This is a genomic window from Sphingobium sp. SA916 (assembly GCF_002894065.1).
Lineage (GTDB): Bacteria > Pseudomonadota > Alphaproteobacteria > Sphingomonadales > Sphingomonadaceae > Sphingobium > Sphingobium fuliginis.
This window is the reverse complement of the sequence record NZ_LXYF01000014.1, coordinates 62,159-87,497: the sequence shown is the minus strand read 5'-3', so window position 1 is coordinate 87,497 and position 25,339 is coordinate 62,159. Positions and strand designations below refer to the sequence as shown.

Sequence of the window (25,339 nt, the reverse complement as noted above, 5' to 3'; positions counted from 1 at the left end):
GGAATTCCTCCATTCTGTGTATCAGGCCGCGGATTGAGGAGAAATGAGTGCCCAGCGTCCTATACACCGTCGGCTACGAAGGAGCGGATATCGCTCATTTCCTACAGACATTGAAGGACTGTGGCGTCGAACGCCTGATCGACATTCGCGATGTTCCAGTATCACGCAAGCGCGGCTTTTCAAAAAATGCCTTGGCGAGCGCGCTAGAAGAACAAGGCATCGCCTACAGCCACCTCAAGGCTCTTGGCGACCCCAAGGCCGGTCGGGAGGCCATGCGCCGTAACGATTATTCCGGCTTTCTTGAGATATATACAAGTCATATCGCGAAGCCGGCAGGACAGGCAGCACTGCGCGAGGCAGTCAATCTTGCTGAGGAAAGTGTATCGATCCTGCTCTGTTACGAACGCAGTCCGGCGCAATGCCATCGATCGGTGGTTGCAAGGGAAATGACCCTCTTGGCGGAGTTCGACGTTAAGAACGTGGGTGTGAACCCCTAACACGGCAAAGAAATCGTGAATAAGCTGCCGCCAAGCCGTTAGAAATAAGACATGAACCGTGCTAAAGCCTTGCTTGGGCGTCGGCAGTTTCCGACGTGGAGAGGCTTATGGCAATCACCCGGATCGAGCGCATACTCATTCTGTGCAAGACTTATCCTTCGCCGAGCGGCAAATATGCCGAAACATCTTGCGTAGCAGGCATGACTGAATCGGGCGAGTTCATCAGGCTCTATCCCGTTCCCTTTCGCCTTATCCGTGACGACCTGCAATTCAAGAAATGGCAATGGATCCGGGCCCGCATACAAAAAGCCCAGAAAGATCATCGCCCAGAAAGTCACACGATCTTTGTCGACACCATCGCGCTGGACGGCAATCCGATCAGCACCCAAAATAGCTGGGCAACTCGTCGCAGCGAACTGAACAAGCTCCCGCTTTTTTCAGATTTCGCAGACCTCGAAGGCGCACGTCAAACTAATGGAGGAACTTTGGGACTTCTTCGTCCGGCTCGAATCGACAGGCTCGAGATCACCAAGGCGGATAACGCCGACTGGACTGCAGAAGAGCTACAAAAACTAGTCCAGCATCAAAATCAGGGTGGTCTCTTCGACGATCAGGATCACCGTGATGTCCGTACGCTGCGCAAACTACCTCACAATTTTCACTACCATTACGAATGCTTGGTCGATGGCGAGACACGCACATATCGTCACAAGATTGCCGATTGGGAAGCCGGAGCGCTCTACTGGCGTTGCGTGGACGAACATGGCAGCGACTGGGAGGCCCCCTTTAGGCAGAAACTCGAAACCGAATTGCCTGCGAAGGATCTCCAGTTTCTGATGGGAACGATCCACCGATTTCCCGATCAGTGGCTAATCATCAGCGTAATCTATCCGCCAAAGCTCGCAGCAAACCGCCCTGTCCAGGCCGAGATGATTTTCTGATTGCAAGCCCGTATCCCCTCCTTGAAAAGGTAATCCATGCAAGCTGGCGATCTCCGATTGCCCCTATTCCCACAGATTTGTTCATTCTATAGCGAGGCGCTCCCGCACTTCAGTGACGAATCTCGACGGGTTGAACTGTCCATGCATGAGGTGGATTTCGTGGCGTGCGCGGGTGAAACCAACATAGAAAAGCCTGCGGGCTTCTCGTACTTCGTTCGCGGTCGCATTGTTTCGGGGCAGTCGCCCCTCATCAGCGCCGAACAGGATGACGATGTCGAATTCACGTCCTTTTGCGCTGTGAAGCGTAGAAAGATTGATGCGATCGAGCCCAGTGCCGATGCCGGCAAATTCGCCGAGCGGAAAATCATCGACATCGCCCGTCGGCCCCAGTCGATCGATGAATTCGTCCAAGATGACTAATTCGTCCGCGAGTGACCGAGCCTGCTCAACTCGCGGTCTTATAATATCGCTGCGGAGCGATGCGAGCCAATCGTGTAGGCCGAGAGTTTCATCACGCCGATCCCAAAGAGCGGCAGTAAGGTCGCGCTGAAATTCAACCCTAGCGTCTTCGTAGGTGATTCCTTCATGGAACACCCGGGCGCCGTCACCGATTACGCGGCTCAATCGGGGACGTCCTGATCGCCATCCACCGCAGCACCACATCGCGCATTGCTCAAGCCAGCGCATCAAGCGACTTCCCCGCGGATACAGCGAATTTCCGTCGGTTCGTATGATGGAAATGCCGTTGGCGGTGGCAGCTTGGGCGACCTCATCGCCCAGAAAGGCGGCGGGATACAGTATTGCAATCTCGCCGAGGTTCAAATCCGGCCGACGTTCGCGGATTTCGGGGATCAACTCCTCGATCAGATAGTGCGCGTGCCCGGCATAGCCACCAGTGCACGGGTGGAAGTAGATGGTGCCTTCATGAGCATTATCGGGTGCCTTGTATCCTCGTGTTTCGCCCAAGGCATATTCCGATGCGCTTACGATGCGCGAGCCGCAGCGATAGTTCAGCCCAAGCCGAACGGCTTCGACATCATCGCGTTCGGATAGCCTGCGTAGCAGCTCCGGCGAGGCACCAGTGAACCCATAGATTGATTGATCGACGTCGCCGACAGCAAAGAGACGCATGCCTGCGCTGAAACACAGGCCCATCACCATCCCGTGAAGCGCCAAGCCAAGATCCTGATACTCATCCACAGCAAGGATCGGATACTTGGCAACCAACGCATTACGGAGCCATTTGTTGGCTGCAAGCGCGCGTACTGCCAGCAACGGCATATCGTCGAAATCGATAAGAGCAAGCGCCCTGAGTTCGGCTTCATAGGCTTCGACTAGATCCGAGAGCTGCGGGTCGTCGGTCTTCCATTCAGGTCGGGCGCGATTGAGGAAGCGCCGCCGATGGCGTCCCATGCGTAATTCCCAAGTTTGAGGATTTTCCGGTCCGGCCACTACTTTTGCGTGTGCCGCCGCAAGGGCGGCCCGGGTCTGTTGGCGGGTGGCCACGGAGAATTCGTCAGGCAGACCGAGGCCAGCGACCTTCGCGTATGGCAGCAAAATCTGGGTCAGCGAGAACGAGTGTACCGTTCCGATGAACACGCGTCCGCTTGGCTCTATGCCGAGCCCCTCAAGTCGGGTTTCTAACTCGCGAGCGCACTCGTTGTTGTAGGTGATGCACGCAATCCCGCGAGGATCTTGGACATCCTCGCTTAGCATGCGAGCCAGCTTCACGGTAAGCGTCTTGGTCTTGCCACTACCAGGTCCAGCAAGCAGCACGCAGTGGTGCGTGGATTCATACGCCTCCCACTGCTTGTCGTTAGGCCTCAGATCTTCCGCTGCCCTGAGATAGAGCGCGCGATTATACAAGGCTGATCACATGCTTGATGGCGTCTTGGATATAGTCGGGAACAACCTTGTCTGATACCCTGGTCGCCAACCGCTGAGCGAACCTTCCCTTCCCCATCTGCTCGATCAACTTGATCAGCTTCCTGCCATCGTATGATGAGGGGGCTGCCTCCCATTCGGTGAGCATCGCTTTCCGCTCAGTGCTGAAATTGTGCTCGCGCAGAGTGTCGATCATGGCCTGAGCGTAATCACCATCGAATAGCTCAGTTTCGAGCGTGTCACAATTCACGAATATGCCGAATCGCTGACACTCATCAAGTGATTCCTCGTATGTCGTGAAGTCCTTTATTCCCTGGATCAGTGCATCGGTATCCGTGCCACCGACAGCCTTATCAATAGTTTGCACGAGTTTGAGCGCGCGGTTGTACGCGCGCGGTACGCCGTCGATCAGATCATAGTCAGTAATGACGCAGAACGGAATGCCCAACGTGGTGAGTAGCTTTACGTAAGGCTGGAAGTTAGTTCCCGCGACTGAGCAGACCGACACGCCATGCTCATCTAGCGAGATATTCAGCTCGTTCGCAAAAGTGGGGATCAAGAATCGCTCCGCGTCTCCTTCGACCAGGATTACGCCGCGCGCGAACACCATCTCCGCGCGAGTGACATCGAGGTAGCGCTCAAGGTCCTCGGTATCAGTTTCGGAAAAGTCCGTGGCGGCGGTTGAGTAGCCCTTGGTCCCTTCGTTAGAAACCGAACGAAGCAGGAGCAGCGAACCCAGCGGCGCGACGCTGGCAATATGCGGCGAGTGGGTCGTCAAAATGACCGAGAGCGGCTTTGCCTCGCTGCTTTCCTCGTCACCCACGATGGTTTCGAACAAGTGCTTGTAGACCAGTCGCTGCAAGTGAGGATGGAGATGCGCCTCCGGCTCTTCGATCGCAAGCAGCGAATGATCGCGCTTGTTGCTCTCGATTAGCCGCTGGAGGTCGAGCAGCTTCAGTGTGAGAAAAATGAGGTTCGCCGAGCCCAGGCTGGCATCGGCGATGCCACGTCGGCCCTCGTCGATCAGCAGGCGAATCTGGCGGTTGATCCGCAGTGCGTCGGTGGCGGAAAATCCCAACGAGGGGTGGACGTCCTGCTTGGAGCCCGCCATCGTCGAAAACAGCTCAGCGATGCTGGCTTCGAGCGTCTTCACTTCGTTCAAGTCAACGGCAGCCTTGCTTGCTTCGGCAATCTTATCCCCAATCGCCTCGAGCTTCGCCTTGTCGATGCCAACGAACGCATCTTCAACAAGTGGTCTCAAAGGAGATTTTCGCCATGCTGACAGATCGCTTTCTACGTCGCGAAGCGCCGGTAGCAAGTCCATGGTAACACGGCGCCGCAAATCATGTGAGAAACGCTTGGCTTCGTCCTCTCCGCCGAAGCACACGAACTCGAAATCGTTGTCACTGGCGGGGAAGCCTTGCACCCCCGACCGCGCGCGGAGCTGGTAGGTTAACCTGACGGTATTGGGGTCGTCGTCGAGTCGAAAATCGGTAAGCACCGCGAGTACATCTAGATCGTCCTCGAAGCCCTTAATCTCGACCGACACGGTGATCGTGATCTCGGGATCTATCGCCTCTAAACCATCCCAGAAATCCGAAAGCCCCAGCTGCCGGCTGCTGTCAGGAAGTGAAGCGTCGAAAATCAGACGCAGTCCGAACAACAGATTGCTCTTTCCAACCCTATTTTCACCAACAATGACGACGTTGCCATTCAACGCGACATCCAGATCGCGAAAGTTCCGGAAATTTTCGATCTTGATGCGTGATAGGTACATATGGCTCGCCCCTTTCCCTCGGTCGCCGTCTATACAGCGAATGATTGACGTGCCACCATCAATCGCACCTATCGGAAGTCAACCGCGCTGCCAGCTCACTCGAGGGAAGTCGAAGGCGTCAATCTGCCCACGCTACCGTCAGCCGACCAGGGACCACGCTGGTTGCGTGGCGGGATCATGCCTGGCCGCTGGACGAAGACGATGTCCCTGATACGGGCGTCTCGCTGCATAAGCGCCGAGCGCAGCGTATCGTAGCGTTCGGCATGCGGCACGTTGCTGTCGTCGTAGATGTAGACGATCATCCGGTCCCAGTTCCGGAGGTCGGTAAAATAGAGGCCTAGATCGCCGGCGACTTCTTCCTCGATGCGGGAGAAGTCGCCAGCACTCCGCGCGATCTTCACCTCGACGATCGTCTTGAGCCCGCGGATTCCGAAATCGAACCGGGGCTGCTTCTGTCCGAAACCAGGTAGATATTGCTCATCAACGAGATTCTCACCGAAACGTGGCTCAAGCACGGCCCAGAGAAATGCCTGAACATGAGCCTCCGAATCGATCAGCCAGCGCGCTGGCCCGATCCCGCTGCGATTGGGCTTCACATCCCATACCCACCGCCTGAAGGCGGATTGTGTGGCCTCCAGCATCGCCACCAAGCTGCTATAATCGGGCACCAACTCGACGGACATCCGCCGGACGAGCAAATCGAGCGTTGCCAGCCAGATTGCTCCGCGCTCGAGTTCGCCCTGTGCCGGGTTCACCGAGGAGAGCAGGGCCGCCATCAATTCCTGGCGCCGCTCCGCCGCAAACGGAGTAACTGTTGCAAAGGCATTCGGCCAATATTGGCGCAGGACCAAGTCGGTCGCCAGCGCATCGACCGATCCTTGCGGATCGGCACGCAATCGCCCCGCACCGTCGAGGAGGTCGGCGGCCAGCTGCCGCGCCCGGTTCGACCAGGCATCAGGCTCGGTATTCTCGTTTGCGATGCCGAGCAGCCATTTGGACCGCTCGGCGCCGAGGCCATCGGTATCGCCCGCCGCAGCGATCCCGGTTGCGATGCCGAGCAGGGCGAGGTCATCGGTCCCAAGCTCGCCGCGTCCGCCTTTCGATCGTCCGCGAAGGCGATCGACCGCGCGCGCAAACGCAGAAGCGTCAAATTCCGAACCGCCCGCTAGATATCCAACGCGGGCAAGCGCTGGAATGCCGCCATAATCGAGGTCGCCGGAAGGCAAGGCACTGGCGAACAGACCTCCTCGATCCCGTAAGATCGCCTGTGCGAAACCGAGAGAGGTTTCCGAAGCCAGGGGCAGCGAGCCGGCAACCACGGCTTCGAGTGCCATGAGCTTCGCCTCGAGGATTCCGGATGCGTTCAGAGGAACCACATCCTGCTCCGCAGCGCGCCGGCGGTCAGCACGCTGCTGTTCCAGCCGGGCACAGAGCGGAGATTCCCGAGGGCGTTGGCGATGAGACGTGAATAGGCGATCGATACGGGCTCGATCGACGGGAAATAGCTTCGCCATGACAGATAGGAGAAGCTGTAGACCTGCCGTGCCAGATAGGTGAGGTCGCTGAAATCGGACTCGGGATGGAGCGTCAGCCTGAGCGGACGCGGCAATCCCTGTTCGGCCGTCTTGACCTCCTTCGTGCCCGTCAGCTGTAAGAGAGCCGAGCGCTCATCGAGCTGCAGGCAGATGCCGCGCATCGGAACCCCGATACCTTTCAGGAGCCGCCGCCTGTCGGCGTAATAGGTCACGCCTTCCTGGGACGGATCGAACAGCGCGAAATCATGAAAGCGCGAAATGTCGAGAAAGGCGAACTCGACCTCGTGCTCACCCTTCAGCAAGTCCTGGACGAGCTGCTTGATCGCGTCGATTTCGACATGTTTGAGCGGCTTATAAACGTGGAAGATAAGGCGAACGCGATCGCGCGGCTGCCAGTTATTGTCCTTGCGCACCGTATCGATGGTCGTCTTGAGGCTGGCGAGCAGGGCATCGGCGTAGTTCTCGAACTCGACCTCACGCGTCTGGCCCCAGACGAGATAGCGGCCATCGCCCTGGAAGACGGTGGTGATGCCGACGAACCGTGACTTCGGCCCAAAACGGCCCTCACTGACTTCAGTATAGCCGAGGCCCACGACCAGCTCATGCGTTGCCGGCATGCGGGTCGAGATCACGAATGGAGAGCCGCCCAGCTTCGCATAGGATGCAAGCGCCAGATTGTTCGCCATATAGGCGAGATTGGACTGCTGCATATCGGCGGTTTCAGCCTGGACGCTCTGCACCGGAACACCGACCGCCATGAACGCTGCCTTGGCGGCGAAATAGGGATTGCGGTCGTTGCGCAGTTGTTTGAAGTCGGCCCGGATCTGGACCAGCGCGAGATCGGGCGTTTCGGGCAGACGCGTCAGCAAGCGCTGAATGGCCTCGCGATAGGCCTCGGGCGTTGGTTCGGCGACCTCCTCGAATTCGAACTGGACTCTCGACAATCGAAGCTTGCCGATCAGCCCGCCGCGAAAGGGATTTTCCGGAATCTTGCTACGTCCCCGCACGGCGTCCTGCCATGCATCCTCGGCGATGCCGTCTCTTAGCGTGCGGGCGAGCTGATCGATCCGGCCCCGGAAGCGGGACTCACAGATGATCGCAATGACCGGCTCGTTGCGCTCGTGCTGCATATATTTGAACGGGCCGTGCTGCTTCACGCCCACGTCTGGGTGGGCGCCCGTCTCGCGGCCTTGCGCGCCAAACAGAAAGCCGGGTCGGTCGGTCGAGATGAGCGGTGGAAACAGGGTATTTCCGCGCTGCACGAGCGCACCGACCTCAACTGCCATTCCCGCGATGCGAAGCGTCTCGAGATGACCGGCGACGCCGCCATGAACCTCACGGATCTTCGCGAGCTTGTCGTTGGCGGTCGAGAAGGGCGCGCGCCGCTTGCGCAAGCCTTCCAGGATTTTCGGTGCATCGCGTGGATAGAAATGACGGATCAACGCTTCCAAATTCTCCTGCCGAGGTTCCAGCGTGACATGATCGGGGTCGACAAATTCCTCGCCGGCAAAGTCATTCAGCTGAAGCTTGCCGCCATTGACACCGATGACCCTGCCGAGCGTCTCCAGCCGTGCCAGCACATTGTCCTGGCCGCTATCTGCGCGCGCACAGACATAACAGCCGATCGGATCGAACCGGTCGCGGATCAGCTCACCGACCGGCATCTCGAGCTCGTTGGAGGTGCTGACATCGAGCATCAACGCGAGAAAAGGCTCGGCGCCCTGATGCGGCGCTCCGAGCACGCGAAGATCGAAACTGTGGCGAACCAGAACGTCGAGGCCGTTCGTTTCCGCGAGACCCTGGGCACGTACTGCCGCCGAAAGCAGTGAGGCCTTGCGGTTACCCCAGCATTGAAGCGGGCGGGCACGCCTCAGGATCGTCCGGCGCGGAGCCAGCCAATTGAGCAACGCGTGATTGACCGCCTTTCCGAGGAGCGCGAGATGATCCTGGGTGTTGATCCTGACGGGCGCTCCGAAAGGCCTAGCTCCTTGCCCCATCGGGATGTCATAGATTGCGGAGTTCCGGGCATCATAACGGAAGGCATGTGTCGATTGGTGTGCCTCGCGGAGGGCCCGATATTGCTCCTCATCCTTGTATGCCGTCCGCCCAGCCTCGAACTCCTCGTTTGAGAAGCGGATAGGCGCCAGATTGAGACCCAGTCGGTTGGTATAGCCGAACTGCTTGATGGGCGGCTGGGCGGGAGCTGTGCGGCTCCCAGCATCTTCGCGCATGCGCGTCTCGATTTCGGCTCTCACACTTTCAAGATATCACGCGTTCCCGATATGTCCATGTTATCTTGAGCCGTGATTGTTGAACGTTTGCCGTCGACATCGCGCACCAGATAGGCCCAAAGCGAATCGCCGGTCCATTCCGGATGTCTGCGGTCCTCAGATCATCACCCGGAACCTGACAGTCGCGAAAGTCCCCGCTCCTGCCTAAATGCCGCCTGTCAGTGATGCTCCTTCCTGTGTGCCAGACTGCGAAATGTGATCGACCAGCGCACGGCCTCCATCTCGGCGATCCTGTGCTCCCAGAGGTGCCGCGCCTCACCTGCCATATGGTAAATCCCGCGCGGTACCAGTGGCGCAGAGGCTCGCTGGAACTGGCTGCCCAGCCGCCGGCGAAATCGCATTGTCGCCGGTTCACCCAGCGATATTCCAACCACATGCTCGAACACCGGTCGATCCCGGTGCCAGCCGATGCCGGCGCCGGGATCATAGCGGATGACCAAGGCCTGCACGAGATCCGCAGGCTCAATGCCAGCGAAACGGGCGGCGCGGGCCTTCACAGACTGAAGCCAGTTCGGAATCGGCTCCGTGGGCGCGAAAGCTCCTGTCTGAAAATCATAACTCCATCCAAAGCTGCGCGTCAGCCGCTTGCCGGTCCACTGCTGAAATCGAAAAGGGCTGAGATCCACAGCGTCGATCTGCGCTATCAGCGCCCGTTCCTCCTCGGGCGTGATGAAGTTTTCCGCCTGGTGCAGTCCAGGTAGCAGGGGTTGGCCAAACAGGTCGGCTTGCCCATTGGCAGGATGGCGCAGCATGGTCATGTTACGCGCAACCGCTCAGAGGGCCAGGCTGATCTGCACCGGCTTGGTCAGAATTTCCTCGATGGAAAAAATATGCGCTGGCGGCGTCACCAGCAGATCAGCCTCCGGCATCTTGTAATCCAGCCACTGCATCACCTGCCGCCGGTGGATGATCGCGCCGTGCCGCTCCTGATAGCGCATCACCTCAGGGTTCGCGTCCACGGTGATGATCCTATAGCTGACCGGCCAGTCGCCCATGGCTGGCTCCCAGATGGCGGCGAGATAGAAGAAATTGCCGTCCTCCATCGTCACGCGGAATTTCTTCTCGCCATTGCGGATGTGAAATTCCGAGGCCGGCACCAGGCAGCGATTGCGGGGAAAATCCCGCCCTTCCGAGCGGATGAATTCATAGCGAACCCCGTCGCTGAAGCGTGGGTTGGAACCCCATGCCGCCTCGATCATCTCAAGCTCTTGCATGTCATCCGGGTTGCGCCGGATGATGGCACGGCGACTTCCGAGCGCCTCGGAGTCGAAGGGAGTTGCTTTCGAGTCCATGGATTGGAACATACAGGGAACGAACAGCGGTAGCAAGCCGCCGCCATCAATCAGGAGGCCTGATGTGCAACGACTATCGGCTTGAGGTGGATATCGCCTCGATCGTCGAGGACTTTGAGGATCTCAAGATCAAGATGCCCGAGGGCACCCCGAATGTGCCGGCGCGGGCTGATATCAAAATGACCGACATGGCGCCGATCGTGCGGAGCATCGAAGGAGAGCGCGGCGCGGGCGAACTCGTCAACCGGCGCTGGAGCTGGCCAGGACATAATGGCAAGCCTGTTTATAATTTCCGAAGCGAAGGCCGCGCGTTCACCTCACAGCGCTGCCTCATCCTGGCCGACGGCTTCTACGAGTTTACCGATCCCGCCGATCCCAGCCAGAAGCGACTCGACAAATGGCTCTTCACCATGGCCGACCATAAATGGTTCTGCATCGCCGGCATCTGGCGGGAAAGCCCGCTGGGCGAAGCCTTCACGATGCTGACCATGGATGCAGGGCCGGACGTCGCCCCTTACCATCACCGCCAGGTCATTCCGCTCGCGCGGGACCAGTGGGCTGACTGGCTCGATCCCAATGTCGCGGCCAAGGAAGTTCTGCGTTGGTTGCCTGCGGGGAGTTTACCCGTCACCCAGGTCTACGGCGCCCCGCCGGCGCAGGGAGCGCTCCTCTGATGACCACTGATGCCACCATCGCTCGATTCGTCGATGCTCAGACAAACAGCTACGCGACGGCGCTGTCCGAGATCCGCGCCGGCGCGAAGCGATCCCATTGGATGTGGTTTATCTTTCCCCAGCTGCGAGGGCTCGGGCTTAGTCCCACCGCCCATTATTACGGCATCGCCTCGCTTGAGGAGGCGCGGGCCTATCTCAACCACCCGATCCTCGGGCCACGCTATCGCGAATGCGTCGAGGCATTGCAGCAGCTTGGCACCAGCGACCCTGTTGCTGTCTTCCGTACCGTCGACGCCATGAAGCTGCGCTCGTCGCTCACCCTATTCGAGGCAGCGGCCCCCTCCCCTTTGTTTGCCGCAGCGTTGGATCGCTGGTTTTCCGGCGAGCGCGATCCCGCGACTCGGCAGATACTCGAAGGTTGAACCATGTTGGGACTTAAGCGGCGCAAAAATCGAGATTCATCGCCCTTGACGAAACCGCGCATCGAACGGAACATATAGGGAACATTTGAGTCGTTATGTTCCCATGTCCACGCTGTCCCCTTCTCCCGATCGGCTGCGCGCCGATCAGCTTGCCGCGCTTCGCGCCGGGCTGGCCCATGCCCGCGCTGCCAGCGGTCCGGCACTTCCCTTTGACGTTCCCGCGCTGGACGATCGGCTTGCCGATCATGGATTGAACGGTGCCGGACTGCATGAGTTTGCGGCTGCGTCCGCAACGCTGAGCGACGATGCCGCTGCCACCCTGTTCGCCGCCGGCGTGGCCGCGCGCTTCGCCGCGCAGCCTGGCCTCACCGTCTTCTGGGCGCTGACCAGCTTCGATCTTTATGCCCCTGGCCTCCAGCAGGTCGGGCTTGGGCCCGACAAGGTCTTCTATGCCCAGGGCCAGAAGGACAGCGTGGTGCTGGCCATGGCCGAGGACGCGCTGCGCGACGGATCGCTGGCCTGCGTCATCGCCGAGGTGAAGGCGGCGGACCAGACCGCAACTCGTCGCCTCCAGCTCGCCGCATCCGACAGCCAGACACCGATGCTGCTCTATCGCAGGCACCGCGTTCGCGACCGATGTCCCTTGACCGGGCTTTCGTCTGCCATGACCCGTTGGCGGATCGGCTGCGTGCCGTCGGCCCGCCTCCCCCACCCCGGGGTCGGCCGCCCGCGGTGGTCGGTCGAGCTTGTCCGCCAGCGTAACGGCAACCCCTTCTCCCTCGAACTGGATGCGTGCGATGATACGGGTCGCCTCGATCTACCTGCCGCAGCTCGCAATCGAGCGGCTCCGGCGGACAGAGCGACCAGCCAGGCCGCTTGAGCCGACGGGGCTGCCGGCCGCCCCGCGCTTTGCGTCCCCTGTCGACGATGATCCCGGCGCCTGTTCCGTGCCGCGCGGCGGCGGCTGGCGCCCCGGTGCCCGCTGGGCGCGCGATGGCGCGCTTGGGAGCCGACCGAGCCAGGCCGAGATCGATGCGCTCCCTGCCCATCAGCGCCCCACCCTGCGCGAAATGGGGCGACGCAGCGAGTCCGCCGAGCATCCCTTCAAGGCCATGCCGGCCGATGAAGGGGGAAAGAGCGTGGGAAGCACGCCCACACTCACATGGTCGACGTTCTGGGGACAGCCCACGATCCTGATCGAACGCGCGGGGCAGCGCGATGTGGTGACGGCTGCCTGCCCTATCGCGCTTGAACTTGGCCTGCGCCCCGGCATGGCAGCCGCCCATGCCCGCGCGCTGGTAACCGACCTGGAGGTACGCGATGCCGATCCTCAAGCCGACCAGGCCTGGCTCGATCGGCTGGCTCTTCACGCCGTGGGATACTGGACGCCCACCGCCTGCGTTTCCGGCACGGATGGGCTCTGGCTCGATCTCACCGGCACGACCCATTTGTTCGGCGGCGAAGCCCGCTTCTGCCGCCGTCTGCTTCGTTTCCTGGAGCGCCTGGGCTTTACCGCGAGCATCGCCATTGCCGGGACGCCGGGCGCTGCCCATGCGCTCGCGCGTTACAGCGGGCAGGCCATCACCTTGTTGCCTCGCGGCGAAGAAACCCAGGCGATTGCCGATCTGCCGCTGGCCGCTCTGCGCCTCGATCCAGAAGCGCTTGCGTCGGCCGCCCGCTTCGGCCTCGATCGCATCGCCGATCTCGATCCTATGCCACGCGGTCCACTGGCAAAGCGCCTCGGCCTCGCCACCGTCCGGCGGCTAGACCAGGCGCGCGGTATGGTGGCGGAACCGATCGTGCCGGTCGTGCCGTTCGAGGCGCCGCGCGTGGAGCGACGATTGCTCGAACCCATCGGCACTGCCGAAGCCATCACCCAGGTGATCGGCGATCTGATCGATGATTTGGTGACGCTGCTACAGGAACGCGGTGTGGGCTTGCGATCGGCGCATCTCAGCTGCCTGATTGTCGACGGCTCGGAGCAGCGGGTGGCGATCGGTACCGCGCGCGCTACCCGCGATCCCAGACATCTCAAACGGATGCTCGTCATGCGGGTCGAGAAGATCGATCCGGGTCTCGGCATCGAGGCGATGACGCTCACGACGCCGCGAGTCGAGGCGTTGAGGGCGCAGACGCTGGAAGCCGGGCTTGGGTCCAGCCGTCGGCCGCCCGATATCGCGCCGCTGGTCGATCAGCTGGCTGGCCGGATCGAGCCCGATGCCCCGTTCCGTCTGTCCTCCCGCGAGAGCGACGTGCCCGAACGCGCGGTCAGCCGGACGGAGCCGCTCGCTAGGCCGGTTGGCTGGCCGGGCTGGAAGCGGCCCGTGCGCATGCTCAAAAAGCCTGAGCTTCTCTCCCACGTCGTGGCGCTGCTTCCCGATCATCCGCCTCGCCGGTTCACCTGGCGACGGACGGATTATCGCGTGGTTGCGGGCGATGGCCCCGAACGCATCCATGGCGAGTGGTGGCGCAATGCCCGCGAAATGTGGGCAGTCCGAGACTATTTCCGGGTCGAGGCGGCGGGCGGCGAGCGCTTCTGGATTTTCCGCCGGGGCGATGGCGTCGATGCGCCGACCGGGGATCTAAGCTGGTACATGCATGGGCTGTTCGGCTGATGACCCGCTATGTCGAGCTTCAGGTAACGAGCCATTTCTCGTTTCTGCGCGGCGCATCCTCGCCCGAACAGCTTTTCTCCGCCGCGGCGCTGCTCGGGCACGAGGCGCTGGGGCTTGCCGATTGGGGGAGCGTCGCGGGCGTGGTGCGCGGGTGGGACGCGCAAAAGACGACCGGCGTCCGAATGATTGCGGGCGCGCGGGTCGATCTGACCGATGGCCGCGCTTTGTTGCTCTATCCGACCGACCGTCCAGCCTGGTCGCGGCTGACCCGACTTCTCTCGGTCGGCAAGGCGCGCGGCGGCAAGGGCCGCTGTTTGCTCAACTGGAGCGACGTCGCCCATCATGCCGAGGGCCTTATCGCCATCCTAGTGCCGGACATGGCGTGCAATGCGACCCTCTCCAGCCTCTGCGAACTGCGCGATGTCTTTGGAGCTCGCGCCTATATGGCGCTGTCGCTCCGCCGCAGGCCAGACGATGCGGCACGCCTACATGGACTTGACTCGATGGCGCGGGCAGCGGGCGTTCGCAGCATCGCGACCGGCGATATTCTCTATCATACGCCCGAGGCCCGCCCACTTCAGGATGTCATGACCGCCATTCGCGAACGGACCACGATCGATGGCCTGGGCTTCAAGCGCGAGCGCTATATGGACCGTAACCTCAAAAGCCCGGAGGAGATGGAGCGGCGGTTCGCCGCCTTTCCCGACGCGATTGAGGCCAGCGCGGATATCGCCGCTCAGTGCCGGTTCGATCTGGGCGAGATCCAGTATCAATATTCCTATGAGCAGGTGATGGAGGGACGCACGGCGCAGCAGGCGCTCGCGGCGCTCACGGAAGCGGCTGCGGCCCGGATGTTCCCCGCCGGTCTCCCGCAGGCTTACTCCGAACAAATCGATCATGAGCTAAATTTGATCGACCAGCTCGGTTACGCTCCCTATTTCCTGACGGTCAATTCGATCGTAGCTGAAAGCCGGCGGCGCGGCATTCTCTGCCAGGGTCGCGGGTCGGCCGCGAACAGCTGCGTCTGCTATATGCTCGGCATCACCTCGATCGATCCGATCCAGCATGAGTTGCTCTTCGAGCGGTTCGTGTCGGGCGAGCGCAAGGAACCGCCCGATATCGACGTCGATTTCGAACATGAGCGGCGCGAGGAAATCATCCAGTGGATCTATGAAACCTATGGCCGCACCCGATCGGCGCTGACCGCCGTGGTGACCCGCTATCGCACCCGTGGCGCGGTTGCTGAAGTGGGCAAAGCTCTGGGGCTGCCGGGCGATTTGACCAAGATGCTGACCGGTCTGGTCTGGGGCTGGTCGATGGACGGGATCACCGACGAACAGATCGAAAGCCTCAATCTCAACACCGACGATCATCGGCTCAAACTGACACTGGAACTGTCGCGCCAGCTGATCGGCTCGCCACGCCACCTCTCCCAGCATCCCGGCGGCTTCGTGCTGACGCAGGACCGGCTTGACGATCTGGTCCCAATCGAGCCGGCGCGGATGGAAGACCGGCAGATCATCGAATGGGATAAAGATGATATCGACGCGCTGAAGTTCATGAAGGTCGATGTGCTTGGCCTCGGCATGCTGGGCTGCATGAACCGCGCCTTTAACCTGCTCGACGAGCATAAGGGGATCAGGGTCGGCATGGCCGACCTCCAGGATGATGACTCCGACGTCTATGCGATGATCCAGCGCGCCGACACGCTCGGCGTTTTCCAGATCGAGAGCCGGGCGCAGATGTCGATGCTTCCCCGGATCAAGCCCAACAAATTCTACGATCTGGTGATCGAGGTGGCGATCGTCCGGCCCGGCCCCATCCAGGGCGACATGGTGCACCCCTATCTCAGGCGGCGGGAGGGCAAGGAAAAGCCGGAATATCCCAAGCCTGAACTCAGGGCCGTGCTGGAGAAGACACTGGGCGTGCCGCTGTTCCAGGAGCAGGCGATGAAGGTCGCGATCGTCGGGGCCGGGTTCACGCCCGCCGAGGCCGACCAGCTGCGCCGCGCCATGGCGACGTTCAAGCTGACGGGCGGGGTAAGCCATTTCTACGACAAACTTGTGAACGGCATGATTGCGCGCGGCTACCCTAAGGATTTCGCCGAGCGCACCTTCAAGCAGATCGAGGGGTTCGGCAGCTATGGCTTCCCCGAGAGCCATGCCGCCAGCTTCGCCAAGATAGCCTATGCATCTTGCTGGATGAAGCATCATCATCCCGATGTGTTCTGTGCGGCTTTGCTCAATGCCCAGCCCATGGGCTTTTATGCCCCTGCGCAAATCGTGCGCGATGCCCGCAACCACGGCGTCGAGGTTCGACCGGTCTCGATCAATCACAGTCATTGGGACTGTACGGTCGAACCGGCGCGTGGAAGGTACAAAGCCGTGCGGCTGGGATTTCGGCAGGTACGCGGCCTTGCCAATCTCCACGGCGCGGCGATTGTTGGCGCACGCGGACCAGCGCCTTTCGAGAGTGTCGAAGAAGTTTGGCGCCGGGCCGGTGTGCCCCGTGCCGCGATCGAGCGGCTGGCGGAAGCCGATGCTTTTGCCTGCATTGCGCAGGATCGGCGGCAGGGACTGTGGAAAGTGAAGGGTCTAGGCGACGCACCCCTGCCCCTCTTCGCGGCGGCCGATGCGCGTGAAGGCAAATTCTCGGCAGAAGGTCAGGAGGCGTCGGTGGCGCTTCGGCCGATGACCGAAGGGCGTGAGGTGGTCGAGGACTACCGCTCGCTCCAACTATCGCTGCGGAACCACCCGCTCAGTTTTCTGCGCCCGCAGCTCAACGACATGCAGATCGTGCGCTGCGCCGATCTTCGATCGATCCGCGACGGCCGCAATGTCGAAGTCGCGGGCGTCATCCTAGTGCGCCAACGCCCGGGTTCGGCCAAAGGCGTGCTGTTCGTGACCATCGAGGACGAGACCGGCGTAGCGAACGGCATCCTCTGGCCCGATCGGTTCGAAATCTACCGGCGACAGGTCATGTCCGCCTCCATGATCGCGATGCGCGGCCGCCTGCAGAAGGAAGGCGAGATCATCCATATCATCTGCGACCGGATCACAGACCATGATGAAATGCTGCGGTCGATCGGGCGCATGGACTTTGCGGTCACGCCGGGACGCGGTGATGGGGCAAGCCACGGCGGTGGCCCGGACCCGCGCGACCCGGCCTTCCCGCATGGTCGAACCCTGGCCTTGCCGCCCTACGGCACCGCCAAGGCGCGCGAGGACGAAATCATGCCGATTCGAAGCCATGATTTCCATTGAGAACGACTGAACGCTGGTTTGTAGCGCGGCAATGCTCAGGTCGGCTTCCGCCGAGAAGCACCCGATGCAGCATCCGTCTCCTCGCGAGCGGTCCCCGGGAGAGCAGCCCTGCTCGCCTCTTCCTATTCCAACAGGCGCAGGGTTTCCCATGCGCGCGAGATCTTGTGCGCCTGGTCACCCTCAACGGGGCAGAGAATGACTGTCAGCGTTCTCGGCCCATTCTCGATGAGCCGCGCAAGTGCGTCCCGTTCGCCAGGCGTCAGACGATCGATCCCGGAAATCGCAACCAGCCGGGGCTTGTCCTGGGTGAACGCGATATGCTGCTCGGGCTTGAACACCTGATCGAGATGGACCCCGATTAATTGAAGACCCAGCTCGTCCGCTACCTGACGCAATTCCGCGATCGCATCGCGACCCGGTGCAATCAGGCTGATGAGCGCCTTGGGCTTTTCGACCGGCGCGTTCCACAAATTGATCAGTCGCCCGCGTAGGTCTTTTGGCAAGGCAACGTCGGACATCAGATCCTCAGATAGTGAGAGCGGATGGCCCATTGCCGTCTCCAGCTTTGGGCGTCAATTGCCTGCGCCGCAGCGCCGACATTTGCAGGATCGCCCTGCGGCACCGTCTGACGAGAGCACCGCTAATCACCTCCAATATGGATGAGGATAGGAATGCGGTCCCATTTTTAGGGCAGGATTTTACAAGAGGCGGCCACGACAGTGGTCATAATCAGCACCAGAGATGGAGCGACTGATGAAGCCTCCTGGAAAGGATTTTCGGATATTATTTCTCATTTGTCGTTGAGCCAGCTGGAGGAAAAACAATTGTCGAAGACATATTCACTTGGCTTCCAATGAATCGGCAAACCCTTCTTTGCGGCCCGCCGACGAAATTGGGAATATTTGCCGGCGACCGCAGAAAAAGGCGCGCGGATACGGTCAACTGGATAAGCGACGACGCTATCAAGATGGGCGCATTACCATGAAGCACGAAACAAATTGGTCGACGACCCCGCTGGACCGGACCGCCATGACGAACCTCGCATCCAAGGCGCAGCAACTCAAGATCAGACAGTTCGGAAAGGACCTGGTCTCCGCCCCGGGGTTCGAGATGCTGCTCGACCTCTATATGCAGGCAGACCCACTTCCCCGCTCCTTGACAGCCCTTACCGCTGCTTCGAGCGCCTCGGAACGCAATGCGCTTCGGATCATCCACCGCATGGTGAAGCAAGGACTGCTGCTGCGTTACCGGGATCCATCGGACGGACGCCGAAAGATCGTCGAACTGTCGCCCGGAGCGATCATCGCGCTCGACAGCTACTTCGACCACCTCGTGACCTTCGTCAGACCGGCCCACGTCAAACCGGCCCAGTCCCTGAACCCCGACCAAATTCACGACCAGCTCAACGGTTAACCTCCCTCAAGAAGGCGACTTGCAAGCCTTGAAAAATTGTAGCAACCTTATGCAGCAGCGCGGAAATATGGCTGGGACCCGTTGCAGGATTATCCTACCAGGCATGACAGGTGCCCATCCATGAGGGTTGGGCACACGCATTGGACAGAACCCTGCCGCCATCTGGTGGCCCTGTCATGTTGTCGAAAATTCATTGCCGATCGTTTGCCTGCTTCCCGGATGGCCGGGCGCGTTGACCGATGTTTCGGCATCGGCATCGGGATCGGGCGGAGGCGGCTTCGAGTGTCGAAGCACGCCTCGATACAACAACCTTTGATCGCATCTATCGTGTGGAAGCGCCACGCTTGCGCCAATTTCTCAAGCGCAGGATTTGGGCGGAGGAAGATCGCAATGATCTCGTACAGGAGGCATTTCTGCGGCTCGTCGCGTCGCGATCCGGCGCGGCGCGAAGCAATCCGGGCGCCTATCTCCAGGGCATCGTGCGCCATCTTCTCGCGGACCGGGTTCGCGCCTGGGCGAAAATCCAGCGATGCCAGCCCATGCAGATCGGAGACGCGATGGAACCGCTAGCGCCCGACGTCGCCGCAGAGATCAGCGATCTGAAACAACGCTATCGCGAGGCCATTGAAGGTCTTCCGCCCAAGACCAAGGAAGTGTATTTGCTCCACCGCGCTGAAGAGATTGGCTATCGGCAGATCGCCGAGCAGCTTGGCATCAGTATACGGACTGTGGAGTGGCATGTGGCCCAAGCAATTGTGCGCATCAGCAGGTCCATCGGGCCCGATGTCTGACCCCGGCATGACATCGGGCCCCGCGCGCAGGGACCAGCTTCTGGAAGAAGCGAGCTTGTGGTTCGCGAGGATGCGCGGCCCCGACGCCGAAAGCTATCGCCCCGAATTCGAGAGGTGGCTCTCGCTGGGCGCGGCGCATCTGGGCGCCTATAATCGCGCTGGAGAAATCTTCGCGGTCGGGCGGTTCCTCGCGCATGAAAGGGCAGCCAACAGGGATAAGCCAGCGGACGTCCCGGACATGGTGCCTGCCGCCTGGCGCGTCTGGGCGATGGCAGCGGCGCTCGTTCTCGCTCTGGGCGTGACAGGCTGGGTTGCCTTCAACCAGGCTCCCGTCCACAAGGCCCCATCGTCTGCGCCCTCCCGAGTAGCCGCTATCGATGCCCAGTCCTTCTCCACGGTCGGCGCCGCCGCGCGCCGCGTGAAGCTCGCGGACGGATCGATGGTCGCTCTCGAACCGGACACGATCTTACGCACGAAATTCGATGGCGACCGGCGCGAGCTGCGACTTGAGCGCGGGAGCGCCCGTTTCGATGTGGCACATGAGCGGCGCCCCTTCACCGTGATCGCCGGCGGTGGACGGGTGACGGCGCGCGGCACGATCTTCGATGTCAGCCTGGCTTCGCCCGGCCGCGTCGTCGTCCGCCTGCTGCGCGGCGCCATCGATGTCGAACGCCCGGATCAGCAACCGCGATCGGACACGCCGTCCACTCCGGCTGTCACGCGATTGGCTGTCGGAGACGAACTGAGCTTTGCGGTTCCGGTCCAACAAGGTCTCTCAGCGCAGCTGGCAAACAATGATGCGGGATCCGGTCAACCTGACTTCTCGCTGATCCGCGAGTTTGATGGCGCACCGCTGTCGGCCATCGTCACAGAAACGAACCGCGATTCCCTGACCGCCATTCGTCTGGCCGACCCCTCGATTGGCGACATCAAGGTTTCCGGCCGCTTCCGCGTCGACAGCCCGGAACAGGTGGCCGGTCGCCTGGCGTCCCTCTTCGACCTCGAGGCCAAGCACGAGACCCCGAACATGATTGTCCTTCGCCGCAAATAGCGCCTCTGTAATATTTTTTTGGAAAGCCACCCCGTAGATTGCAATTTTGTTGCGATGCTCTCCGTGAAGTCCCGCCAAAAGGGCGGGAATTGAGCGGGGGACGGTGATGGTGATCATGCGGAATAAGCTTAGGTTTCAGCTGCTTCTTGCGGCAGCGGCAGTGCAAGTGACCCATGTGCCGAGCGGCTATGCGCAGGCGGCCAACAGCCAGGAATATAACCTCCCCGCGGATGACCTTGGAAGCGCGCTGCGGGCCGTCAGCCGCCTTTCGGGGCGCGAGATCATCATCGATACAGATGCGGTCGCAGGCAAGCGCTCGCCACGGCTCCAGGGCCGCTTCAACGCAGACGATGCCGTTAAAGCCCTGCTTCGCGGCTCGGGTCTTTTCGCCGAATATCAAAAGGACGTGATCCTGATCCGGGGGCGATCCGAACCGTCGGGTGTGGCCGAAGGCCATCCGGCGGATGTAGTGCAACTCTTCGTTACCGGTTCCCGCATCCGCGGCACGGAGCCTGTTTCACAGGTCATTTCCGCTACGAGGGACGATATCACACGTCGTGGCCGATCTGACCTTGGCTCCTATGCGCGCGACCTACCGCAAAACTACAGCGGCGGACAAAACCCCGGTGTGGTCGGTGCAGGCGCTCAGGGCCGCAACGAGAATCTGAACTCCTCCTCGACCCTCAATCTGCGAGGACTGGGGGCCGATGCAACTTTAACGCTCGTGAACGGTCATCGCGTCGCCTACGATGGCGCAACCCAAGGCGTCGATATATCGGCTATTCCGCTCGCAGCTGTCGACCGGATCGAGATCGTCGCAGACGGAGCGTCAGCCCTCTATGGGTCCGATGCCGTGGCCGGCGTCGCCAACATTCTGCTGAGACGCGACTTTGACGGGCTGTGGACCTCCGCGCGCATCGGAACGACGACACGGGGCGGCGGGACCGAGCAGCAATATAGCGCCGTCACCGGTACAAAATGGTCGACAGGCGGCATCCTCGCGACCGGGGACTATCGGCATTCGACGGGCATCAGGGCAGAGCAGCGCTCGTTCGCCGACACCGTGGACGGCTCAGCAACTCTTATCCCCCGACAGCGACAGATCAGCGCTATCATTTCCGGGCACCAGGAATTGAGCGACTCGGTAACATTCGAGTTTGATGGGCAATATAATAATCGGCGATCGACGCTCTTCCTGCCAAGTTTCGCCGACCAGGACGTCTTCATGTACGGCGTGATCACGCGGCCCCATGTCGAAGCCTTCAGCATCACGCCGTCGCTGAAGGTGCGCTTAGTGAGCGGATGGGAAGCCCGATTGAACGGCACTTATGGCATCAGCACCAGCCAGGTGCCCGGTGATACATTCACGAACGGCAGCCTATCGAGCCATCGTGACGTGCGATACAGAAACGGCACAAAAAATATCGAGGGCTTCGCGGAAGGTCCCCTATTCCATCTGCCGGGCGGCGACCTTCGCCTGGCACTCGGCGCGGGCTATCGATCCGTCAGCCTTGACACGCACAGCACCCTAACGGCCGGCACGACGGTCACGCCGATCCAGTCCTTCGATCGTCACCGCGATGTTGCCTACGCCTTCGGAGAAGTCGCACTTCCCATTTTCGGAGAAGGCAATAGCCTCCCACTTGTCTATTCCCTGCTGCTGACCGGCGCACTGCGATATGAAAAACATTATGAGATCGGTCAAATTGCGGCACCCAAAGTCGGAATCGTCTATCGGCCCGACCGCAGTATTGCGGTTCGGGCGAGCTGGGGCAAATCCTTCAAGGCCCCCACGCTCTACGATCAATCGAGAGGCTATCAGACGCTCCTGCTGCCGGCGTCCTTTTTCGGCGCAAGCGGTGCGGGGGCAAATAGCAGCGTCCTCTATGCCGCTGGCGGCAATGACAACCTGAAGCCAGAGAGAGCGACCACCTGGTCTACGACGATCGAAGTGTCGCCGCAATTTGCCGAAGGACTGAAGATCAGCGGTAGCTATTTCCACATTCACTATAAGAATCGGGTCGGAACTCCGATGAGTTCTCTTTTCGGTGTGTTGTCCAATCCGCTCTATGGCGCATTTATCCAGAGCGAGCCGTCCCCAGCGGCAATCGATGCTATAACTTCCTCGGCCCTGTTCGGCCTCGAGAACTTCACAGGCCGCCCCTATGATCCGACCAGCGTCACTGCACTGGTCGACAACAGGCTGCAGAATATTTCGACGCAGACCACTCAGGGTTTTGACCTTGCGCTGAATTACACCATGAAGCTCGGCCCGAACGACAAGCTGAACCTGAGCGGATCGGCCAGCTATCTCAAAAGTGAGCTGCAGCTTATCCCCGGGCAGGTGCCCATTCAGAAGGCCGGAACGATATTCAATCCGCCACACTGGCGCACCCAAGGCGGCGGAACGTGGGATCATGAGCCTTTCAGCCTTACCGTTTTTGGAAGCTTTATCGGCGGCACATGGGACAACCGCCTGGTCACCCTCTCCCGCGTGAAGTCGTTTTTCTCGATCGACCTCGTCGCGCAGTGGCGCAGCAGCGCGCCGTCCGGGGCGCTCAAGGACGTGCAGACGAGTTTGTCCGTCTCGAATCTCTTCGATCGCGGACCCTCCTCCATTCGCAGCGCCAGCAGCGTCGATCCAGGCTTCGATTCGACCAACTACCCGGCCACCGGCCGTGCTGTCAGCCTCACCCTTTCGAAGAAATGGTAATCACCATGCCGATCAACATCGCCTTATTGTTGGCGTCCTCGTCAATGGCCCTGTCTCCGACGGAAGCACAGATCGATCAACAAACCACTCCGACGGAATGTGCGAGCCTTGCTCCCCCTTCCTCTCTTATTCCCAACGAGCATCGCCGGGCGCTGAATGCCGAAGATCTCGTCCACCTGCGTGACATCGGTCCAGCCAATAATGAACTGCCAGAAAGCAGCTTGTTCACCATCTCGCCGGACGGGCGGTCCGTAGCATTGCAACTACGGCGAGCGAGCGTGAACACCAACAGCTATTGCCTCGGCATGTTCGTAGTTCCATTGCAGGCAGGAGCTACACCCCGGGCTATCGACGTGGGTGGAAACTTGATCCGGGCTACGCTCGATGGCTTCGGCAAGAGCGGCATGCCGTCTGGAGTTCCTCTTCCAATCACGCCACAATGGTCGAGCGATGGCAAGTCCATCCTGTTTCTCAAGCGCGAAAACGGCCCAACGCAGGTTTGGATGGCCCGTGCTGACGGAAGCGGTAGCCATGCCCTTACAAACAGTCCGATCGATGTCGAAGCGTTCCTGTTGCTGGCCGACGGAACGAGCCTGGTCTACTCGAGCCGACCGGCCCTGATCCAGGCGAGAGCCGCGATCGATGCGGAAGGCCGCACCGGCTATCATTATGACGACCGTTATTCACCTGTCCTCAGCGATCGTCCGATCCCGAAAGGCGGTTTGCCATTCGCGTTCACAACGTTCGACCTCGCCAGCGGGAACACCCGTCCCGCGAATGAGGCGGAGCGCGCGGCGCTCGATGCACCCGCCCCCCGCTCCCCGCGCGAAGACGAAACTGTTTTAAGGGAGCCCGGTTCTCCCGACGCCTGGCTCTCGACGATGGGATCGACCGGACTTCCTCCTGATACCCGACCGGCGACGCGAGCGCGGAACGGGAGCGTCATGCATTGCCTGGTCGACAGTTGCGCCAACGCCATTGGACCGGTCTGGAAGCCCCAAGCTGGCAAATCGGTGCGCTTCCTTCGTCGCGAAGGTTGGGCCAACAGTCTGACCGGCGTCTATGAATGGAATTTGACGACCGGCCATGTCAAACGGCTCTACCAGACACAGGATTATCTCGTCGACTGTCAGCCTCTTGGGGATGACCTGCTTTGCGCTCGCGAGCAGTCGTTGGTTCCCCGGCACCTGGCCCACATCGACCTCAAACGATCGCGTGCGGAGACTGTGTTCGATCCCAACCCCGAATTTACGGACGTGTCGCTGGGGAGGGTGGAGCGTATCAACAGTCTCAATTCGCAAGGGCTCCAGAGCTACGCCGATCTCGTCTATCCGGTCAACTATCAGCCCGGTCGTGCCTATCCTACTATCGTCGTGCAATATATTTCGAGGGGCTTTTTGCGAGGCGGCACCGGGGATGAATTCCCTATCCAGCTCTATGCCAACGCCGGATATGCGGTCTTGAGCGTGAACAAGCCACGTTCGGTCGGGTATGATGGAAGCGCGAAGACTGCCGACGAAGTCAACGCCAAGAATTTTGTCGGCTTTACCGAGCGCCGAAGCATTTTGTCATCGATCGAAGTCGCCCTGAAAGACCTCATCCAAAGGGGCATGGTCAATCAAAAACATATTGGCATCACGGGTCTGAGCGATGGCTCGTCAACAGTCCAGTTTGCTGCACTCCACAGCGACCTGTTTACCGCAGGCGCAGTCGCATCCTGCTGCTGGGATACCTCCCAAGACGCCATATTCGGCCCCGAAACCGCTGCCATGTTGAACCGGATAGGGTGGCCAAAATTCATCGACGATAACCGGGCCCTCTGGTCTAAGGTTTCATTGGCCCAAAATCCGCGCAAGATGCGCTTTCCCCTTTTGCTCAACAGCCCGGACGACGAATATCTTTCGACCCTTCAGGGTTACACAGCTCTCCGACAGGCTGACATGCCCGTCGACATGTTCGTTTTCCCGGACGAACACCATATCAAATGGCAGCCAGCGCATCGTCTGGCCGTTTATGAGCGATCTCTCGATTGGTTCAACTTCTGGCTCAAGCGCGAGCTTCCTGATGGCGGTCGGCGACTGGCGGAAGCTCAATTTTGGGAGAAACTCCGTGACCGGCAAGACAGAGCCAGTGGCGCCATGTCTCGGACACATTCTACTCTCGAAGCCGAAGGTGGCTGA

19 protein-coding genes are annotated in these 25,339 nt (G+C 60.6%); 12 read left to right on the top strand and 7 right to left on the bottom strand.

The window, feature by feature from the left end:
* Window positions 1-47 precede the first annotated feature (47 nt).
* Window positions 48-497 (top strand): DUF488 family protein, encoded by a 450-nt coding sequence (locus A8G00_RS03760; RefSeq protein WP_103000067.1) that lies wholly within the window; start codon window positions 48-50, stop codon window positions 495-497.
* Window positions 498-604: 107 nt separating this feature from the next.
* The gene (locus A8G00_RS03755) at window positions 605-1,438 is read left to right on the top strand and encodes a hypothetical protein (protein WP_103000066.1); all 834 of its coding nucleotides are present in this window, start codon (window positions 605-607) and stop codon (window positions 1,436-1,438) included.
* 81 nt (window positions 1,439-1,519) lie between these two features.
* Here the strand turns inward: A8G00_RS03755 and A8G00_RS03750 are convergent, their stop codons facing one another.
* The 6 genes from A8G00_RS03750 to A8G00_RS03725 all read right to left on the bottom strand — a co-directional run bounded on the left by A8G00_RS03750 (window position 1,520) and on the right by A8G00_RS03725 (window position 10,253).
* The gene (locus tag A8G00_RS03750) at window positions 1,520-3,304 is read right to left on the bottom strand and encodes an ATP-dependent helicase (protein WP_103000065.1); all 1,785 of its coding nucleotides are present in this window, start codon (window positions 3,302-3,304) and stop codon (window positions 1,520-1,522) included.
* A complete protein-coding gene (locus A8G00_RS03745; RefSeq protein ID WP_103000064.1) occupies window positions 3,297-5,099 on the bottom strand; it encodes an ATP-dependent endonuclease in 1,803 nt (600 codons plus the stop codon). Before A8G00_RS03745 ends, A8G00_RS03750 begins: the two co-directional genes overlap by 8 nt.
* 95 nt (window positions 5,100-5,194) lie before the next feature.
* Window positions 5,195-6,433: a hypothetical protein gene (locus A8G00_RS03740; RefSeq protein WP_146032555.1), complete on the bottom strand. Its 1,239-nt coding sequence runs from the start codon at window positions 6,431-6,433 to the stop codon at window positions 5,195-5,197.
* A gap of 29 nt (window positions 6,434-6,462) precedes the next feature.
* Window positions 6,463-8,865, bottom strand: coding sequence for a Piwi domain-containing protein (locus tag A8G00_RS03735; RefSeq protein WP_103000062.1), 2,403 nt, complete (start codon window positions 8,863-8,865; stop codon window positions 6,463-6,465).
* Window positions 8,866-9,083: 218 nt separating this feature from the next.
* On the bottom strand, window positions 9,084-9,683 hold the full coding sequence (locus A8G00_RS03730; RefSeq protein WP_253257904.1) for an alpha-ketoglutarate-dependent dioxygenase AlkB: 600 nt from the start codon (window positions 9,681-9,683) through the stop codon (window positions 9,084-9,086).
* A 15-nt stretch (window positions 9,684-9,698) separates the two neighbouring features.
* Window positions 9,699-10,253: an SOS response-associated peptidase family protein gene (locus A8G00_RS03725; RefSeq protein WP_253257903.1), complete on the bottom strand. Its 555-nt coding sequence runs from the start codon at window positions 10,251-10,253 to the stop codon at window positions 9,699-9,701.
* A 26-nt stretch (window positions 10,254-10,279) separates the two neighbouring features.
* On the opposite strand from A8G00_RS03725, the gene A8G00_RS03720 reads away from it, so the two are divergent.
* The 5 genes from A8G00_RS03720 to A8G00_RS03700 all read left to right on the top strand — a co-directional run bounded on the left by A8G00_RS03720 (window position 10,280) and on the right by A8G00_RS03700 (window position 17,191).
* Complete coding sequence (locus tag A8G00_RS03720; RefSeq protein ID WP_103000059.1) at window positions 10,280-10,891, top strand: SOS response-associated peptidase; 612 nt, start codon at window positions 10,280-10,282, stop codon at window positions 10,889-10,891.
* On the top strand, window positions 10,891-11,313 hold the full coding sequence (locus A8G00_RS03715; protein WP_103000058.1) for a DUF1810 domain-containing protein: 423 nt from the start codon (window positions 10,891-10,893) through the stop codon (window positions 11,311-11,313). The genes A8G00_RS03720 and A8G00_RS03715 overlap by 1 nt, the downstream gene beginning before the upstream one ends.
* Before the next feature lie 103 nt (window positions 11,314-11,416).
* On the top strand, window positions 11,417-12,193 hold the full coding sequence (locus tag A8G00_RS03710) for an ImuA family protein (protein WP_103000057.1): 777 nt from the start codon (window positions 11,417-11,419) through the stop codon (window positions 12,191-12,193).
* Window positions 12,111-13,928: a DUF6504 family protein gene (locus A8G00_RS03705; protein ID WP_103000056.1), complete on the top strand. Its 1,818-nt coding sequence runs from the start codon at window positions 12,111-12,113 to the stop codon at window positions 13,926-13,928. Before A8G00_RS03710 ends, A8G00_RS03705 begins: the two co-directional genes overlap by 83 nt.
* Window positions 13,928-17,191, top strand: coding sequence for an error-prone DNA polymerase (locus A8G00_RS03700; protein WP_103000055.1), 3,264 nt, complete (start codon window positions 13,928-13,930; stop codon window positions 17,189-17,191). The genes A8G00_RS03705 and A8G00_RS03700 overlap by 1 nt, the downstream gene beginning before the upstream one ends.
* Before the next feature lie 122 nt (window positions 17,192-17,313).
* Here A8G00_RS03700 and A8G00_RS03695 read toward each other — a convergent pair whose 3' ends face one another.
* Entirely contained in the window at window positions 17,314-17,742 is a 429-nt protein-coding gene (locus A8G00_RS03695; RefSeq protein ID WP_146032554.1) for a hypothetical protein, read from the bottom strand.
* Between the two features lie 292 nt (window positions 17,743-18,034).
* Here A8G00_RS03695 and A8G00_RS03690 point away from each other — a divergent pair, with 292 nt between their 5' ends.
* The 5 genes from A8G00_RS03690 to A8G00_RS03670 all read left to right on the top strand — a co-directional run bounded on the left by A8G00_RS03690 (window position 18,035) and on the right by A8G00_RS03670 (window position 25,339).
* Entirely contained in the window at window positions 18,035-18,604 is a 570-nt protein-coding gene (locus tag A8G00_RS03690) for a MarR family winged helix-turn-helix transcriptional regulator (RefSeq protein ID WP_146032553.1), read from the top strand.
* A 239-nt stretch (window positions 18,605-18,843) separates the two neighbouring features.
* On the top strand, window positions 18,844-19,395 hold the full coding sequence (locus tag A8G00_RS03685) for an RNA polymerase sigma factor (protein ID WP_103000052.1): 552 nt from the start codon (window positions 18,844-18,846) through the stop codon (window positions 19,393-19,395).
* Between the two features lie 70 nt (window positions 19,396-19,465).
* Window positions 19,466-20,446: a FecR family protein gene (locus tag A8G00_RS03680; protein ID WP_253257902.1), complete on the top strand. Its 981-nt coding sequence runs from the start codon at window positions 19,466-19,468 to the stop codon at window positions 20,444-20,446.
* 106 nt (window positions 20,447-20,552) lie between these two features.
* Entirely contained in the window at window positions 20,553-23,159 is a 2,607-nt protein-coding gene (locus tag A8G00_RS03675; RefSeq protein WP_103000050.1) for a TonB-dependent receptor, read from the top strand.
* Between the two features lie 5 nt (window positions 23,160-23,164).
* Window positions 23,165-25,339: an Atxe2 family lasso peptide isopeptidase gene (locus tag A8G00_RS03670; protein ID WP_172451747.1), complete on the top strand. Its 2,175-nt coding sequence runs from the start codon at window positions 23,165-23,167 to the stop codon at window positions 25,337-25,339.

What these genes read in the sequence shown, in the direction of transcription:
- A8G00_RS03755 (WP_103000066.1), top strand. Translation starts at nt 605, where the DNA reads ATGGCAATCACCCGGATCGAGCGCATACTCATTCTGTGCAAGACTTAT.
- A8G00_RS03745 (WP_103000064.1), bottom strand. Translation starts at nt 5,099, where the DNA reads ATGTACCTATCACGCATCAAGATCGAAAATTTCCGGAACTTTCGCGAT.
- A8G00_RS03740 (WP_146032555.1), bottom strand. Translation starts at nt 6,433, where the DNA reads ATGGCACTCGAAGCCGTGGTTGCCGGCTCGCTGCCCCTGGCTTCGGAA.
- A8G00_RS03735 (WP_103000062.1), bottom strand. Translation starts at nt 8,865, where the DNA reads ATGCGCGAAGATGCTGGGAGCCGCACAGCTCCCGCCCAGCCGCCCATC.
- A8G00_RS03730 (WP_253257904.1), bottom strand. Translation starts at nt 9,683, where the DNA reads ATGACCATGCTGCGCCATCCTGCCAATGGGCAAGCCGACCTGTTTGGC.
- A8G00_RS03720 (WP_103000059.1), top strand. Translation starts at nt 10,280, where the DNA reads ATGTGCAACGACTATCGGCTTGAGGTGGATATCGCCTCGATCGTCGAG.
- A8G00_RS03715 (WP_103000058.1), top strand. Translation starts at nt 10,891, where the DNA reads ATGACCACTGATGCCACCATCGCTCGATTCGTCGATGCTCAGACAAAC.
- A8G00_RS03710 (WP_103000057.1), top strand. Translation starts at nt 11,417, where the DNA reads ATGTCCACGCTGTCCCCTTCTCCCGATCGGCTGCGCGCCGATCAGCTT.
- A8G00_RS03705 (WP_103000056.1), top strand. Translation starts at nt 12,111, where the DNA reads ATGATACGGGTCGCCTCGATCTACCTGCCGCAGCTCGCAATCGAGCGG.
- A8G00_RS03700 (WP_103000055.1), top strand. Translation starts at nt 13,928, where the DNA reads ATGACCCGCTATGTCGAGCTTCAGGTAACGAGCCATTTCTCGTTTCTG.
- A8G00_RS03695 (WP_146032554.1), bottom strand. Translation starts at nt 17,742, where the DNA reads ATGGGCCATCCGCTCTCACTATCTGAGGATCTGATGTCCGACGTTGCC.
- A8G00_RS03685 (WP_103000052.1), top strand. Translation starts at nt 18,844, where the DNA reads ATGTTTCGGCATCGGCATCGGGATCGGGCGGAGGCGGCTTCGAGTGTC.
- A8G00_RS03680 (WP_253257902.1), top strand. Translation starts at nt 19,466, where the DNA reads ATGCGCGGCCCCGACGCCGAAAGCTATCGCCCCGAATTCGAGAGGTGG.
- A8G00_RS03675 (WP_103000050.1), top strand. Translation starts at nt 20,553, where the DNA reads ATGGTGATCATGCGGAATAAGCTTAGGTTTCAGCTGCTTCTTGCGGCA.
- A8G00_RS03670 (WP_172451747.1), top strand. Translation starts at nt 23,165, where the DNA reads ATGCCGATCAACATCGCCTTATTGTTGGCGTCCTCGTCAATGGCCCTG.